Here is a 15,659-nt window from a genome sequence, read left to right as displayed (position 1 = left end):
GGGCTGGCCCTCGTGTCGCCCCTCAGCTGCGGGCCGGCTTGGCCGGCTTGACTGAAGCCGTCGGGGCACCGTCCCAGCCCTTCGCCGGCGGCGTGACGTCATTGGCACCGCTGGCAGCAGCCCGCGGGCGCCAGGCGGCTGCCTCGGCCTTGGCGGCGGCGAGGTCGGAGGGGCTCAGCCGCTGGGCCACCTCATCGCGCTTGCGGCCGGCATCCTCGTCGCCCTGACCAGCGGCGACGGCGAACCAGAGATAGGACTTGGCGAGGTCGGTCGGCGCGCCGAGACCGCGGCCCAGCAGGACCGCGAGGTTGTACTGGCTGTCGCGCACGCCGAACTCGGCCGCACGCCGGAACCAGTCGGTCGCCGTGGCGTAGTCCGGCTTGCCCGAGACGCCCTCGGCATGCAGCACGGCGAGATTGTGCATCGCCTTGGCGTTGCCGCGTTCGGCCGCGCGCGTGTACCAGACGCGGGCAAGCGACAGGTCGCGCGCCGTTCCAATGCCCTTTTCGAACATGTTGCCGAGGCGGAACTGCGCCGGGGGCAGGCCGGCGACGGCCGCCCGCTCGAACAGGCGCAGCGCCAGCTTGGGGTCGCGCGAGGCGGCCGGGCCGTCGGCCGCGCGGCTGGCGAGTTCGTAGACGGCGCGCGCATCGCCATCGAGAGCGGCCTTGCGCATGCCGGGGGTGCCCAGCGTCGGCGGCAGTTCGCCAAGCCCCGTCACCGCCTGCACGGGCTCGGCCGCGACGGGGGGCTTCGCTTCGGGCGCCGGGGGCTGAGTGGTCGAGCCCGTCACCTCGGCGGCCGGCGGTGCGACAGCGGCCAGCGTGGCCGGCTGCGGCTCGGCGGCCGCCGGCGGCAGCGCTGAGGACTGGTCCTTGGCCGGAGGCTGGACGTCCTCGCGGGGCGCGATCGGGGTCTGGACGGCTTCGCCCGTCGCAGCCGTGCGCGGGCCTTTCAGGGCGTTGGTGACGAGATGGGCCGTGCCGAGGGCCAGGACGAGCGCGGCCAGGCCGAGCAGGAGCGGGCGCTTGCGCTTCTCCATGATCTCCTTGAGCCGGCCGCCGCCCTTGCTGGTCTCGGGCGCCGTGGCGGGCGCGACTGCGGCCGCCTCGCTCGCGGCCTTGGCCGAGCGGCGCGCCGCCGCGATCAGGTTCTGACGGATCGACTGCGTATCGGTGCCGCCGGCCGGCGGCGCGTCGGGACGCGGCCGGCCGGAGCCGGGCTCGAGCGGCACGTCGAGCGCCGCGCTCAGCGGGTTTGCGGATTCCGCAACCGGCGCCTCGCTCTTGGGCTGGGGCGCGGCGATCCGGTCCTCCAGCGCGAGGCTCATGCCGGCTGGCAGGGTGGCCGAGGGCATGCTGGCCGCCGGCATGGCGGGCGCCTTGCCGGCGGCGCGCTCGGCTGCGGCGATGCGGGGCGGCATTGGCGTACGCGCGGGCTGGGGCGCGGCGGCGACCTGCCGATCGGCGACCAGTTCGGCCTCCAGGCTGGAGAGCCGGGAGATGATCGTCTCCAGGGTCTGGTGAACGGCACCGATCGCGTCCTGTGTCTCGCGCCCGGTCGAGGCATGGCTCTCCTGCAGCCCGGAGAGCAGCGTCCCCAGCTCGGCGATGCCGCTCTGCGCCGGCGCGACCTTGCCGAGATGGTCGGACATTGCGGCGCGCGCGGCGCGCTCGGCCGCCTCGGTGGTCTCCTCCCGCAACGAGCGCAGATGCGTGACGAGATCCTGCAGCGTCCGCTCCATGCCGGTTTCGGCGGAGCGGGTCGCAGCGGCGGCGTCGAGCCGCTGTGCCAGGCCGGAAATCTGCTGTTCGAGCGCATCGAAAGAGCCGCTGTCGGCGCCGGGGCGCCCGGCCTCGTCGATCTTGTCGGCGAGGTTGCGCAGCATCTCCTCGACCGGCCTGAGATCGACTTGCGCGATCTGGACTGGCTGCCCGTCGCTGACGAGATGGGCGAGGCTGCTGGAGGCGGCGAGGTTCTCGATGCGGCCGGCCAAAGCCTCGATCTGGCGCGTGACCGCGGTCGGCCCCTTTTCCGCCAGCGCCTCGATGCGGGCCTGCAGCGCGTCGATCCTGTCCTCGATCTGGCGATCGGAGCGGGGGTCCGTCGCGCGCGCGTCGATCTTGCTGGCGAGGCTGTCGATCTGCCGCGACAGGGCCGAGAGAGGCTCCAGATCCTGCGCCCGCGCCTGTCCGCGATCGGTCAGGATCGCGTCGCGAATATCGTCGATGGCCGCCGTCAGCCCCTGAAGGTCGCGCCCGTCGGAGCGGCTGTCGCGCAGCCGGCCGATTTCGTGCGACAGGGCCGAGACCTGGTGCGACAACTCCCCGAGCCGGGCCTCGCTGCCGCTGCTCGCCAGGATGTCGCGCAGTTCCGCGATATCCCGCTGCAGCGGGACGAGCAGGCTGCGGTCTCCGCCACGGGCCGTCAGCGCATCGACCTTGGCGGCGAGATGGGCGATCTCCAGCTCGAAGCGCTGGAAGCTCTCGCCCGAGCGGTCCTGGGCCAGGCGTTGGACTTCGGATTCGATCCGCGCGAGCGGCTTCAGGATCGGCTCGAGCCGGTCGCGGGGGTCGAGACGGTCGAGGCGGGACCCCAGCGCCGCGATCATCGTCTCGATCTGGTTGAAATGCGCCTCGCGGGCGGGCTCGGGCATCCGCACCGGGGCTGTCGGACGTTCGGTCCGGGCGGCGACCGGGGCGATGCGCGCGCTGAGTTCGCGGAGATCGTTGCGCAGCGCTGAAATCCGGCTCTCGGGGCCGCTGGCAGCCTGGATCGGGGCCGCCTCGTCCTGATCAAGCATGCGCTGGCGCGTGCGGATGTCGGTGACGGCGGCGGCCAGCCCATCCCGGCTGAAGGCCAGGCGTGGTGCGGCCTCCGCACGCATCGTGCTGCGCACCGGCTCGGCGGCCCGCCGTTCGAACTCGGCCAGGCGGTCGCCCATCGTCTTGATCGCCTCGGCGATGACGCTGGTCGCGCGATCCTGACGCTCGGCTGCAGCGCGCTCGCCCGAGCTCATGCGCTTCTCGGCGGTCTCGATCCATCGTGCGATCGAATCGAGCGCACCCACGGTCTTGGCGCTCGACTCGCGGGTCATCCGCTCGACCTGCGACGCCTGGGCGATCAGCGCCTCGATCTCGCTGCGGGATGGCTGGTCGGCCTCGCGATGGCCGTGAGCGGCCTGCTGCGGGGCGGTGTCCATCTGGCCCTGGGACAGGCGGGCAAGGCGCTCGGACAGGGCGGCAATGTCGAGCTGCTCCGGCGGGCTGGGCTCCGGGGCGGCCTCTTCGCGCAGCTTGTGGTCGAGCCACTCGCCCAGCGTCATGCCGGCGCGCCGGGCCGCGGCCTTTGCGGCGTCGCGGGTACGGGGATCGACGCCCTTCACGCTCCAGGGCAAGCTAGTGGCCATGATGACGCTCGCCTAAGGGGCTCTGTCCTCGAGCGGAAGGCGCAGGCCCCTGAACTGCCACGGCTTCCTGCGGTTCGGCGACACCTGAAGATTACGTTGCCGCAAGCCGGGCGCCGATCCGCAAGCCCGACCTTTTCGCCGGCGTGGTAAACAGCGGGTTAAGATTCTGGCGCCATCCGTTAATTTTTCGCGAACGCAGAGACGTGGCTTGGGCTCCCTGACGGCCGGCTAACGGTAACTTACCTCAGGTAAGCGGCTCATTACCTGACGCAACGACAGCTCATCGACTATCTCAGTCGTAAGTCAACGATTGCCGCCGACTCGGCCGGCGACGCTCCCAGCATTCAAGGATTGAACCCGATGCCTCGCCACAGCTCCGCTTTGGCTGCCGCCGCCATGGCAGACGACCGCGCCGATTCGACCGCGATCGACTCCGGCCAGCCCGGTGGCTTCACCATCAGCGATCTCGCTCGCGACTTCGGCGTCACGCTGCGCACGCTTCGTTTCTACGAATCGCGGGGCCTGATCGCTCCGGCCCGCTCCGGCATGACGCGCATCTATTCCAGCCGCGATCGTGCCCGGCTGGCGCTGATCCTCAAGGGCAAGCAGCTCGGCTTCACCCTGGTCGAGATCCGCGCCATGCTCGCTAACGAGGACAAGAAGGGCGGCGAGCCCGGTGCGGCGTCCGTCGGCGGCCTCCAGCTCAGCCGCGAGCAGGTCCTCGAGCAGCTCGAACTGCTGCGGACCCAGCGCTCCGAGATCGACGATGCGATCGCGGAGCTGGAAGCCTCCGCCGCCCGTTTCGCCAAGGCCTGAGCCGCGACCCGGACAGACGTCCTGGACGGCAAGCCATCCGGCACCTGATCTTCTCATCGCCCCGACCTCTGGTCGGGGCGTTTTTCGTCAGGGGGCGGGCATGCTCCCGCGCACAAAAGCGCGAGCCCGCGTTGCCAAGCCGGAGGAGATAGTTTATATGTAAACAATCAAGCCGCCCTGATCGGCGGCCGCGCGATGCGAGGGAGGCACGCCATGCCGGTTTACAAGGCACCCGTCGAAGACACGCTGTTTCTGCTGAACGACGTTTTCGCCATCGAGCGCTACAACAACCTCCCGGGCTTCGCCGACGCGACGCCGGACGTGATCGAGGCCGTTCTCGGCGAGGGCGCCAAGCTCTGCGAGGAGGTCCTCCAGCCGTTGAACCTGTCGGGCGACCAGGAGGGCTGCACCCGCCACGCCGACGGCCGCGTCACCACGCCCAAGGGCTTCAAGGCGGCTCACGAGGCCTATGCCCAGGGCGGCTGGATCGGCCTGGCCATGGATCCGGAATACGGCGGCCAGGGCCTGCCCTACACGCTGGGCGCCGTCATGAACGAGTTCGCCTCCTCGGCGAACATGGCCTTCGCCATGTATCCCGGCCTGACCATGGGCGCGATCGCGGCTCTGAACGTCCACGGCTCGGACGAGCAGAAGCGCACCTATCTGCCCAAGATGATCGAGGGCGTGTGGTCGGGCACGATGAACCTGACCGAGCCGCATTGCGGCACCGATCTCGGGCTGATCAAGACCAAGGCCGTGCCCAACGGCGATGGCTCCTATTCCATCACCGGCACCAAGATCTTCATCTCGGCCGGCGAGCAGGACATCACGCAGAACATCATCCACCTTGTGCTGGCTCGCATCGAGGGCGCGCCGGCTGGCGTGAAGGGCATCTCGCTCTTTGTCGTGCCGCGCAACGCGGTCGGCGCGGATGGCACGGTGGGCGAGAACAACCATGTCTCCTGCGGCTCGATCGAGCACAAGATGGGCATCCACGGCAACGCCACCTGCGTCATGAACTATGACGGGGCGAAGGGCTGGCTCATCGGCACGGAGAACAAGGGCCTCAACGCCATGTTCGTGATGATGAACGAGGCCAGGCTCGGCGTCGCCATCCAGGGCCTGGCCCAGTCCGAGGTCGCCTATCAGAACGCCGTGGCCTATGCGAAGGACCGCATCCAGGGCCGCTCGCTGACCGGCGCGAAGAGCCCGGACAAGGCCGCCGACCCGATCATCGTGCATCCCGACGTCCGCCGCACGCTGATGTCGATCAAGGCCTTCAACGAGGCGGCGCGGGCCTTCGTGCTCTGGAACGCGCTGAAGTCGGACATCGCCCACCGCTCGGGCGACGAAGCCGAGCGCCAGGCCGCCGACGACCAACTCGGCCTGATGACCCCGGTGCTCAAGGGCGTGCTCACCGATGTCGGCTTCGACAACACGGTCAAGGCCCAGCAGATGTTCGGAGGCCATGGCTACATCGCCGAATGGGGCATGGAGCAGTTCGTCCGCGATGCCCGCATCGCCATGATCTATGAGGGCGCCAACGGCGTGCAGGCGATGGACCTCGTCGGCCGGAAGCTCGGCCGCGACGGCGGCCGTGCGATCATGGCCTTCTTCAACGAGGTCGGCACGTTCCTGAAAGAGAATGGCGAGGACGAGGCGCTGAAGCCGCTGCTGGCGCCGCTGGCCGCCTCGCTCGGCCATCTCCAGCAGGCGACGATGTGGTTCATGAACAACGCGCTCGCCAAGCCCGATAATGCCGGTGCCGGCGCGACCGACTATATGCACCTGCTCGGCCTCGTTTCGCTCGGCTATATGTGGGCGAAGATGGCCAGGGTCGCGCAGGACAAGCTCAAGGCCGGCGCCAATGGCGCGACCGAGCGGATGAACACCAAGCTGGTCACCGCCCGCTTCTTCATGGAGCGCAGCCTGCCCGAGACCGCGGCGCATCTGGCGCGGATCACCAGCGGCGCGGATTCCACGATGGCGCTGAGCGCCGAGCAGTTCTGAGCATCGCGCGTCATGGTCGGGCTTGACCCGACCATCTCTCGAAGACCTTGCACACCCCGCTGGATGACGAGATGGTCGGGTCAAGCCCGACCATGACGTCCGGCACGAGAACGAGCCGCCTCGCTGCGGCCAGCCCGGGAGGCCCCTGATGGCAGACGCATTCATCTACGACCATGTCCGCACGCCGCGCGGCAAGGGCAAGGCCGACGGCTCGCTGCACGAGGTCACCGCGATCGAGCTCGGCACGACGACGCTGCGCGCGATCCGCGACCGCAACGACCTCGACACGAAGCTCGTCGAGGACGTCGTCTTCGGCTGCGTCGATCCGGTCGGCGAGGCTGGCGCCGACATCGCCCGCACGATCGCCCTCAAGGCCGGCTACGGCAAGGAGGTGCCGGGCATCCAGATCAACCGCTTCTGCGCCTCGGGGCTGGATGCGGTGAACCTCGCCGCGGCGCAGGTGATGTCGGGCCAGAAGGAGCTGGCGATCGGCGGCGGCGTGGAGAGCATGAGCCGCGTCGGCATGGGCGCCTCGGGCTTCGGCATCGCGGTCGACCCCTCCGTCGCCATCGACACCTATTTCATGCCCCAGGGCATCTCGGCCGATCTGATCGCGACGAAATACGGCTTCTCGCGTGACGATGTCGATGCCTATGCCGTGCGCTCTCACAAGCGCGCCCACGCCGCCTGGGAGGCCGGGCGATTCGCGAATTCTGTGATCCCGGTCACCGACGTCAACGGCCTGACCATTCTCGCCCGCGACGAGACGATCCGCCCCGGCACCGACATGCAGGCGCTCGCCGCGCTGAAGGCCTCCTTCGTCCAGATGGGCGAGATGGGCGGGTTCGACGCGGTCGCGACGGCGGCCCACCCCGATGTCGAGTTCGTCAACCACGTCCACCATGCCGGCAATTCCTCGGGCATCGTCGATGGCGCGGCCGCCGTTCTGGTCGGCTCGAAGAAGGCTGGCCGGGCGACTGGCCTGAAGCCGCGCGCCCGCATCCGCGCCTTCGCCACGATCGGCTCGGATCTCGCGCTGATGCTGACCGGCCCGGTCGACGTCACCGAGCTCGTGCTGCGCAAGGCCGGCATGACCACCAAGGACATAGATCTCTTCGAGCTGAACGAGGCGTTTTCCTCGGTTGTGCTGCGCTTCCAGCAGGCTTTCGACATCGACGACGAGATCCTGAACGTGAATGGCGGCGCCATCGCCATGGGCCACCCGCTCGGCGCAACCGGCGCGATGATCCTCGGCACCGTGCTCGACGAGCTGGAGCGCACGGACAAGAACACCGCCCTGGTGACCTTGTGCGTCGCCGCCGGCATGGGCGTCGCGACGATTATCGAGCGGGTGTGAACCTCCCTCCCTTCCCCCTTGTGGGGAAGGGCCGGGGATGGGGGTGGTGCCGCCTGGTGAGCGATCGCCGAGCGGCGCGACCCCCAACCCTCTCCCCTCCCCACAAGGGGGAGGGGAAGCGCCTCATTCAGAACGCTTCCCGCCAAGGACCCCGGAGGGACCACCCATGAACCTCACCAATTTCCGCTTCGAGACCGATGCCGACGGCATCGCCACCGCGACCTGGGACATGCCGGGCCGCTCGATGAACGTCATCACGCCCGAGCTGATGGCCGAGATCGACCAGATCATCGACACGGTTGCCTCGACCGAGGCGATCAAGGGCTGCGTCATCACCTCCGGCAAGGAGGCCTTCTCCGGCGGCGCCGACCTGACCATGCTGCAGGGCCTGCGCGACCTCTACATTCGCCTGACGAAGGAGAAGGGCGAGCCCGTCGCGATGCAGTCCTTCTTCGACGAGAGCCGCAAGCTGTCGCTGCTCTACCGCAAGCTCGAGACCTGCGGGAAACCCTTCGCCGCCGCGATCCATGGCGTCTGCCTCGGCGGCGCCTTCGAGCTCGCGCTCGCCTGCCAGTACCGCGTCGTTTCCGACGATGCCGCGACGCGGGTCGGCCTGCCCGAGATCAAGGTCGGGCTGTTTCCCGGCGCCGGCGGCACCCAGCGCGTCGCGCGCCTGATGCAGACCGGCGACGCCCTGCAGATGATGTTCAAGGGCGAGCAGGTGAAGGCTCTGCCCGCGCGCAACACCGGCCTCGTCCATGCGGTCGTCCCGCGCGATCAGCTCGTGGCCAACGCCAAGGAGTGGCTCAAGGCCAACCCGACTGCGACCGCGCCCTGGGACCAGAAGGGCTTCAAGCTGCCCTCCAACAAGGTCCATTCGCCGGCCGGCATGCAGATCTGGCCGCCCGCCAATGCGATCTACCGCCGCGAGACCAACGACAACTACCCGGCCGCCCGCGCCATCCTATCGGCGGTTTATGAGGGCCTGCAGCTGCCGATCGACCTCGGGCTGAAGGTCGAGAGCCGCTACTTCGCCAAGATCCTGCGGACGAAGGAGGCGGCCTCGATGATCCGCTCGCTCTTCGTCTCGATGCAGGAGCTCAACAAGGGCGCCCGCCGCCCGGCCGATATGCCGCCGAGCAAGCTGAAGAAGGTCGGCGTCGTCGGCGCCGGCTTCATGGGCGCCGGCATCGCCTATGTCACGGCGCAGGCCGGCCTTGAGGTCGTGCTGGTCGACCGCGACCAGGAGGCGGCCGACAAGGGCAAAGCCTATTCGCACAAGCTCGTCTCCGACCAGATCATGAAGGGCCGCGCCAAGACCGCCGACCGCGACGCGCTGCTCGGCCGCATCACGGCGACCGCCGACTATGCTGCGCTGAAGGGCTGCGACCTCGTCGTCGAGGCCGTCTTCGAGGATCCCAAGGTCAAGGCCGAGGTGATCGCCAAGGTCGAGGCCGCCGTGGGCCCCAAGACCATCTTCGGCTCCAACACCTCGACCCTGCCGATCACCGGGCTGGCCACCACGAGCCAGCGGCCGCAGAACTTCATCGGCATCCATTTCTTCTCGCCGGTCGAGAAGATGCTGCTGGTCGAGGTCATCATGGCCAAGAAGACCGGCAAGAGGGCGCTCGCCATGGCGCTCGACTTCGTCCGCGCCATCAAGAAAACGCCGATCGTCGTCAACGATACGCGCGGCTTCTACGCCAACCGCTGCGTCGGCAATTATCTGCGCGAAGGCCATCTCATGCTGATGGAGGGCGTGCCGCCGGCGATGATCGAGGCGGCCGGCAAGCAGGCCGGCATGCCGGTCGGCCCGCTCTCGCTCAATGACGAGGTCGCGGTCGATCTTGCCTTCAAGGTGCTGAAGGCGACCAAGTCCCAACTCGGCGAGGGTGCCGTCGATCCCGCGCAGGAGAAGCTGCTCTCCGACATGGTCGAGAAGCACGGCCGTCTCGGCCGCAAGAACCGCAAGGGCTTCTACGACTATCCGGAAGCCGGGCCCAAGCGCCTCTGGCCGGGGCTGGCCGATCTGGTCGGCAAGCGGCTGGCGCCTGAAGCCGTCGACATGGAGGAGCTGCAGCACCGTCTTCTGGTCACGCAGGCGCTGGAAGCCGCGCGCACCTATGAGGAAGGCGTCGTCACCGATCCGCGCGAGGCCGATGTCGGCTCGATCATCGGCTTCGGCTTCGCGCCCTATTCGGGCGGCACGCTCTCCTTCATCGACAATATGGGCGCGGCCGCCTTCGTGAAGCTCTGCGAGAGCCTGGCGAAGAAACATGGCGAGCGCTTCAAGCCCAACCGGCAGCTCAAGCGGATGGCCAAGACCGGCGAGAGCTACTACGGCGCCGCCGCCACGAAGGCCGCAGCCAAGGCCGCCTGAGGCGGCCTTGGCGATCCGGCCGATCCTCCGGTTCCCCGATCCGCGCCTGCGCGCGGTCGCGGAACCGGTCGAGCGCTTCGACGCCGAGCTGCGCCAGCTCGCCGCCGATCTGCTGGAGACGATGCGCGCCGCGCCCGGCGTCGGCATCACCGCGGCGCATGTCGGCGTGCCCCTGCGCCTCGTCGTGCTGGAGCTGACGCCCGGCGACGTCCGGACCTATGCCAATCCGCAGATCCTCTGGGCCTCGCCGGAGACGAGCCGTGCCACCGAAGGCAGCGTCTCGATGCCCGGTGTCACCGAGGAGATCGAGCGGCCGGCGAAAATCCGCGTGAGCTGGCGCGATCTCGACGGCACCGCCCATGAGGAGGAGGCCGAAGGCTTCCTCGCCACCTGCCACCAGCACGAAATCGACCAGCTCGACGGAATCTTCTGGCTTCAGCGCCTGTCGCGATTGAAGCGCGAGCGGGTGATCGCGCGGTACGGGAAACTGGGGCGGGACTGAGCGACTTGTCTCCGGCCGCTCCCCGTCATTGCGAGGAGCGCGAGCGACGAAGCAATCCAGCCCCTTAAAGCTCGGCAGTCGACACGGCCGGGTCAGGCGTTGAGTCCGTCCGCCCCTGGATTGCTTCGCTGCGCTCGCAATGACGGGAGGCGTCCTATCCCGCCACAGCCCTGATCACCCGCCGCGTCTTCTCGACGATCTCGCCGATCTGGTCTTCGGTCACGATCAGCGGCGGGGTCAGCGCGATCGTGTCGCCGGTGACGCGGATCATCAGGCCCTCCTCGTGGAAGGCGTGCTCCATCGCGGCATAGGCGCGCTTGCCGACGCCTTCGGGCCGCGAGGCGAGGTCGATGCCGGCGACGAGCCCGAGCGTGCGAATGTCGAGCACGTTGGGCTCCTCCTTCAGCTCCATGATCGCATCGGCCCAGAGCGGCTCCAGTGTCTTCGCCCGCTCGAACAGCCCCTCGTCGCGATAGATGTCGAGCGTCGCCAGCGAAGCCGCCGCCGCCAGCGGATGGCCCGAATAGGTGTAGCCGTGGAACAGCTCGATGGCGTTCTCCGGGCCGTTCATGAAGGCGTCGAAGATCGGCTTGCGCACGATCACGCCGCCCATCGGCACCGTGCCCGAGGTCACGCCCTTGGCGAAGGTGATCATGTCGGGGATGACGCCGTAGCGCTCGGCCGCGAAGGCGAAACCCAGCCGGCCGAAGCCGGAGATGACCTCGTCGAAGATCAGCAGGATGCCGTGCTTCGTGCAGATCTCGCGCAGGCGCTGGAGATAGCCCTTGGGCGGTGGCAGCACGCCGGTCGAGCCCGCCATCGGTTCCACCATCACGGCGGCGATGGTCGAGGCGTCGTGCAGCGTGACGATCCGCTCGAGTTCGTCGGCGAAATGCGCGCCGTATTCCGGCTCGCCCTTGGTGAAGCGCTGCTTCTCGCGGTCATAGGTCGCGGGCATGTGGTCGGAGCCGGCCAAGAGCGAGCCGAAGAACTTGCGGTTGGAGACGATGCCGCCGACCGAGATGCCGCCGAAGCCGACGCCATGATAGCCGCGCTCGCGCCCGATCAGCCGCGTCTTCGAGCCCTTGCCGGTGACGTTCCAATAGGCGATCGCGATCTTCAGCGCGGTGTCGGCGGCCTCGGAGCCGGAGCCGGCGAAGAAGACATGGTCGAGATCGCCCGGCGCCAGCGCCGCGATTCGGGCGGCGGCCGCAAAGACCTTGGGATGGCCGAACTGGAAATTCGGGGCGAAATCGAGCTCCTCGGCCTGGGCCTGTATCGCTTCGATGATCGGCCGGCGCTTGTGGCCGGCATTGCAGCACCACAGGCCCGCCGTGCCGTCCATCACCGGCTTGCCCTCGGGGGTGTAGTAGTACATCCCCTCCGCCCGGGAGATCATGCGCGGCCGCTGCTTGAACGCCCGGTTCGCCGTAAACGGCATCCAGAAGGCGTCGAGATCGTTGGGACTCGCGATGGGGGAGGGTGCTGCGGTCATCGGAGGGATCCTGTGATTAACAATAACTCAACCTAACAGCACGATCCGGACTGTAAATTGCTTCGCAGACGCGGCATGGCTGCGTCGCCGTGAGAGCGGGGGCTAATCGCGGAATCGGGTGACCTAACGTCGCTTTTACTGTATCCGGACGAAGGGGCGTAAACTGAATCGGACCCCCATGACTGATTCTGGCGCAGGATCGGAGCCTTTGGACGGCGAGACCGCCGCGGATATCCGCGCCGGACTCGCACGAATCCTCGCGTCCGATGCCTTTCGCGCGGCGCCGCAGCTCTCGGCGTTTCTGGCGTTCATCGTCGAGCGCGCGGTCGCGGGGCGCGGCGCCGAGCTGAAGGGCTATACGATCGCGGTCGAGGCGTTCGGCCGGTCAGCCGACTTCGACCCCCAGTCCGATCCGATCGTGCGCGTCGAGGCAGGCCGCCTGCGACGAGCCCTGGCGCAGTATTACGCCGGTGAGGGGATAGCCGATCCGGTCAGGATCACGATCCCCGTCGGAGCCTATGTGCCGGCCTTCGAGCGGGTGGAGCCTCCCGTGGCCAGGCAGGCCAACCCGCTGCCACCCAACGGGGAAGGGGCTGCCGGGCCGCTGCTGCAGCCGATGCTCCTCTCCCTGCCAGCGGAGGATGAGCGCCTTGATCGCCGCCGGGCGCGGCGCTGGCCGGTCGTTGCCGGCCTCGCCCTCTGCGCCGCGCTGCTCGCACTGGTCGGCTGGCATGGCGGCATGATCGAGCGCCAGCCGGGCGCTGCCGTCGTGATTAACCAGCCCCCCGCGGGTCCGTCGCTCGCCGCGTCCTCCTCCTCCGTGGCCAGCCCCTCGGTCAGGGGCACGCAGATGGAGACGCTCGTCCTGGCGGTGACGCTGCCCGACCTTCCGGAAAATCCGGCGCTCGCGGCCAATGCGCGCCGCTTTGCCACCTTCATGGTCGATGCCCTGTCACGCTTCGATGATCTGCTCACGGTCAAGGTTCCTTCGCCGGGTCAGGCTGCGCCGGGCGGCGCCGACTATGTTTTCGAACTCATGGCCCAGGCGGTTCCGGGCGGCACCGAGGGCTTCGGCCGGCTGCGTTCCGTCCGCGACGGGCGCATCGTCTGGTCGGTCTCGTCGGGGAGGCCGATCAACATCGACCAGAGCGATCTGCCCGACATCGCCCGTCGCCTGGCGACGCGGCTGGCGGAGCCGTTCGGCATCATCCACGCCGACATCCGCCAATTTGGAGCGGCCGAGCCGATCCGCTGCGTCTACGAGGCCATCGACGTGCGCCGGACCATGGTTCCGGAGTCGCATTTCGCGGCGCGGCGCTGCCTGGAAGATCTCGTCGCGCGCGATCGGGCCTATTATCCGGCCTGGGCCCAACTCGCTCTGCTCTACACCTTCGAGTACGGCTTCGGCTTCAATGCCCAGCCGGAGCCCCTGGAGCGTGCCCTCACGGCGGCGCTCACCGCGGTCCGGCTGGCGCCCTCGAGTGCGCGGGCCCAACTGGCGCTGATGTCGGTGCTGTTCAAGCGCGGCGCGATCGACGAGGCTCTCAAGGCCGGGCTCGTCGCCATGGCCCGCAACCCCTATGATCCGGACATCATGGCCACGATGGGGGCCCGTTACATCCAGCTCAACCGCCCGGCCGAGGGCCTGCCATTGCTGGAGAAGGCGATCGCTCTCAGCGCCGGGCGCCCTCCTTCCTATGATTTCTTCGCGCTGCTCGGCGCGCACCTGCTCGGCGCTCGCCAGGTGTCGCGCGCACATGGCGAATTCCTCGGTGGCGGCGCGAATCCCTTCGCCCTGCTCGGCCGCGCCCTCCGGGCCGTCCAGACCGGCAATGAGGAGGAGCGGGTCCAGGCGATCGCGGCGCTCTGCGAGCTGTTTCCGATGTTCCATTCGCAGCCGCGCCTCTGGCTGACGCGGCGCGGCTTCGGGGCCGAGGTGGCCGACCGCATCGTCAAGGACATCGGCGTCGCCGGACATTAAGGCGGCCGGCTGGGCCGACGATGGGCTGCAACCGGCGTCCAGCTTCCTCCAAACCCGCTGATGCTCGCTTGCGGGCGGACGGAAGGGTAGTGTTGTCGGCAGTGGTGTGATTCGCCGTCCGTCCCGACCAACCCCTTGCGCGATCGCTGCCTTGGCCCGTTTTCGACCGAACGCCCTGCATCCTCTCGCCAGTGCCGTTACCGGGCTGGCCGCAGGCGCGGTGCTGACGCTGCTGTGGCCCGTGCCGCTGGGAGCCGCGCTCGGCCTCGTGCTGGTCGGCGTCGGCACGGTCGGCGCGATCTGGCAGGCCGAGCGGCGGTCGCTTGCGCAGCGTGAGCAGGTCCTGGCTGCGGTCGGAGAGGTGAAGGTCCGCCTTGCCACCAATGCGATTCGGCTCGACGCCCTGTCGAAGCGCGTCGAGCAGATGCCGATGCGCGATGCCGATGCGGTGCCTGCCCGCGCCGCCATCAACGAACTGACCGCGGAAGTCGGCCTGCTCGGCGATCTCATCCATCAGGTCGCGACCACGCTCGCCGATCACGACGCCACCCTGGTGACGCTGCAATCGCACGCAGCCCCGGCGGCTGCGCCGGAGAGGCGGGCCGTCGCGGTCCCGCCTGTGGTCGTCGATCCGGAAGCCGCCCGCCAGGAGCGCCTGCGGGTGCTCGCCGCCGAACGCGCCGAGGCGGCGAGGCAGGCCGAGGAGCGCGCCGCCGCCGAACAGGCCTCCGTCATCAGCACCGCGCTCTCGGAGGGACGGGTCGAGGTCCATCTGCAGCCGATCGTGCAGCTGCCGCAACGGCGCACCCGTGGCTACGAGGCGCTGGTGCGCCTGCGGCTCGACGAGAACACGCTGCTTCTGCCGCATGAGTTCATTCCGGTCATCGAGGAGCGCGGCTTCGGGCCCACGCTCGATGCACTGGTGCTGACGCGGGCGCTGGCGATTGCGCGCCATCTCGGCTCCAAGCACGGCGAACTCTTCGTTTCCTGCAATTTCAGCACCGCGACCTGGAACTCCTCGAAGGCGCTGGCGACGCTGTCGCGCATCCTCGACAAGTATCGCGAACACACCGGCCACCTCGTCGTCGAGATGCCGCAGAAGGTCTTCCGCGGGCTCGATCCGACCAGCCTCGGCCTGCTCGGCGCGATGTCGGCGAACGGCGTGCGCTTCGCGCTCGACGAACTGGCCGATCTGCGGCTCGATCCCGTCGCGCTCTTCGACCGTGGCATCCGCTTCGTCAAGGCGCCGGCGGCGCTGCTGATCGAGCATGTCGACAGCCAGAGCTCCGACATCGCACCGTCCGATCTCGCCGTGCTGCTGGCCCGCGCCTCGGTGGTGCTGATCGCCGATCAGGTCGGCGATGACCCGACGGTCGCGGACATGATCGATCTCGGCGTCACCATGGGACAGGGCCTGGTCTTCTCGCCGCCCCGGCCGGTGAAGCCCGACGTCTTCGCCGAGCCGGCTCCGGCTGCCGCCGCCGCTCCCGAGCCGCCCGCAGCCGAGACGCGGACGGCGGAGGTGGTCGGCTATCCGGCCCCCGCGCCGGCGCCGCCTCCGGAGGCGCCTCCGGAACGGCAGTCCTTCCGCTCCGTCCTGCGCCGCGCGACCGCCTGATCGGCCGGCAAGACCAGGCGCTCTCCCGATTTCGACAGGCACCTATCCCGCAGCCCCGGGGTGCGGGCCACGCGCCGATGCTGTAGAGCAG

At 69.1% G+C, this 15,659-nt stretch carries 9 protein-coding genes; 7 read left to right on the top strand and 2 right to left on the bottom strand.

From position 1 onward, the window contains the following. Positions 1-22: 22 nt before the first annotated feature. On the bottom strand, positions 23-3,409 hold the full coding sequence (locus SJY11_RS21055; RefSeq protein ID WP_376988686.1) for an SEL1-like repeat protein: 3,387 nt from the start codon (positions 3,407-3,409) through the stop codon (positions 23-25). A 360-nt stretch (positions 3,410-3,769) separates the two neighbouring features. Between SJY11_RS21055 and SJY11_RS21050 the strand changes: the two genes are divergently transcribed. The 5 genes from SJY11_RS21050 (at position 3,770) to SJY11_RS21030 (ending at position 10,474) form a co-directional block, all read left to right on the top strand. Then, positions 3,770-4,225: a MerR family transcriptional regulator gene (locus tag SJY11_RS21050; RefSeq protein WP_376988685.1), complete on the top strand. Its 456-nt coding sequence runs from the start codon at positions 3,770-3,772 to the stop codon at positions 4,223-4,225. 213 nt (positions 4,226-4,438) lie between these two features. Continuing rightward, positions 4,439-6,235, top strand: coding sequence for an acyl-CoA dehydrogenase C-terminal domain-containing protein (locus SJY11_RS21045; protein WP_376988684.1), 1,797 nt, complete (start codon positions 4,439-4,441; stop codon positions 6,233-6,235). A gap of 148 nt (positions 6,236-6,383) precedes the next feature. Next, on the top strand, positions 6,384-7,592 hold the full coding sequence (locus tag SJY11_RS21040) for an acetyl-CoA C-acetyltransferase (RefSeq protein ID WP_376988683.1): 1,209 nt from the start codon (positions 6,384-6,386) through the stop codon (positions 7,590-7,592). A gap of 166 nt (positions 7,593-7,758) precedes the next feature. Further along, on the top strand, positions 7,759-9,972 hold the full coding sequence (locus SJY11_RS21035) for an FAD-dependent oxidoreductase (protein ID WP_376988682.1): 2,214 nt from the start codon (positions 7,759-7,761) through the stop codon (positions 9,970-9,972). Between the two features lie 7 nt (positions 9,973-9,979). Beyond that, positions 9,980-10,474, top strand: coding sequence for a peptide deformylase (locus tag SJY11_RS21030; RefSeq protein WP_376988681.1), 495 nt, complete (start codon positions 9,980-9,982; stop codon positions 10,472-10,474). 154 nt (positions 10,475-10,628) lie between these two features. Here the strand turns inward: SJY11_RS21030 and aptA are convergent, their stop codons facing one another. Then, positions 10,629-11,969, bottom strand: a complete 1,341-nt coding sequence (gene aptA, locus SJY11_RS21025) for an omega-aminotransferase AptA (protein WP_267519924.1) — start codon at positions 11,967-11,969, stop codon at positions 10,629-10,631. A 208-nt stretch (positions 11,970-12,177) separates the two neighbouring features. Between aptA and SJY11_RS21020 the strand changes: the two genes are divergently transcribed. Together SJY11_RS21020 and SJY11_RS21015 are read left to right on the top strand one after the other, a co-directional pair. Then, positions 12,178-13,950, top strand: a complete 1,773-nt coding sequence (locus SJY11_RS21020; RefSeq protein WP_376988680.1) for a tetratricopeptide repeat protein — start codon at positions 12,178-12,180, stop codon at positions 13,948-13,950. Positions 13,951-14,101: 151 nt separating this feature from the next. After that, positions 14,102-15,568 carry an EAL domain-containing protein gene (locus SJY11_RS21015; protein WP_376988679.1) on the top strand — a complete coding sequence of 489 codons (1,467 nt, stop codon included), beginning with the start codon at positions 14,102-14,104 and terminating at the stop codon, positions 15,566-15,568. The last annotated feature ends 91 nt before the right edge of the window (positions 15,569-15,659 follow it).

The organism is Allobosea sp. R86505 (assembly GCF_042466375.1).
Lineage (GTDB): Bacteria > Pseudomonadota > Alphaproteobacteria > Rhizobiales > Beijerinckiaceae > Allobosea.
This window is presented reverse-complemented; position numbering and strand designations above follow the sequence as displayed.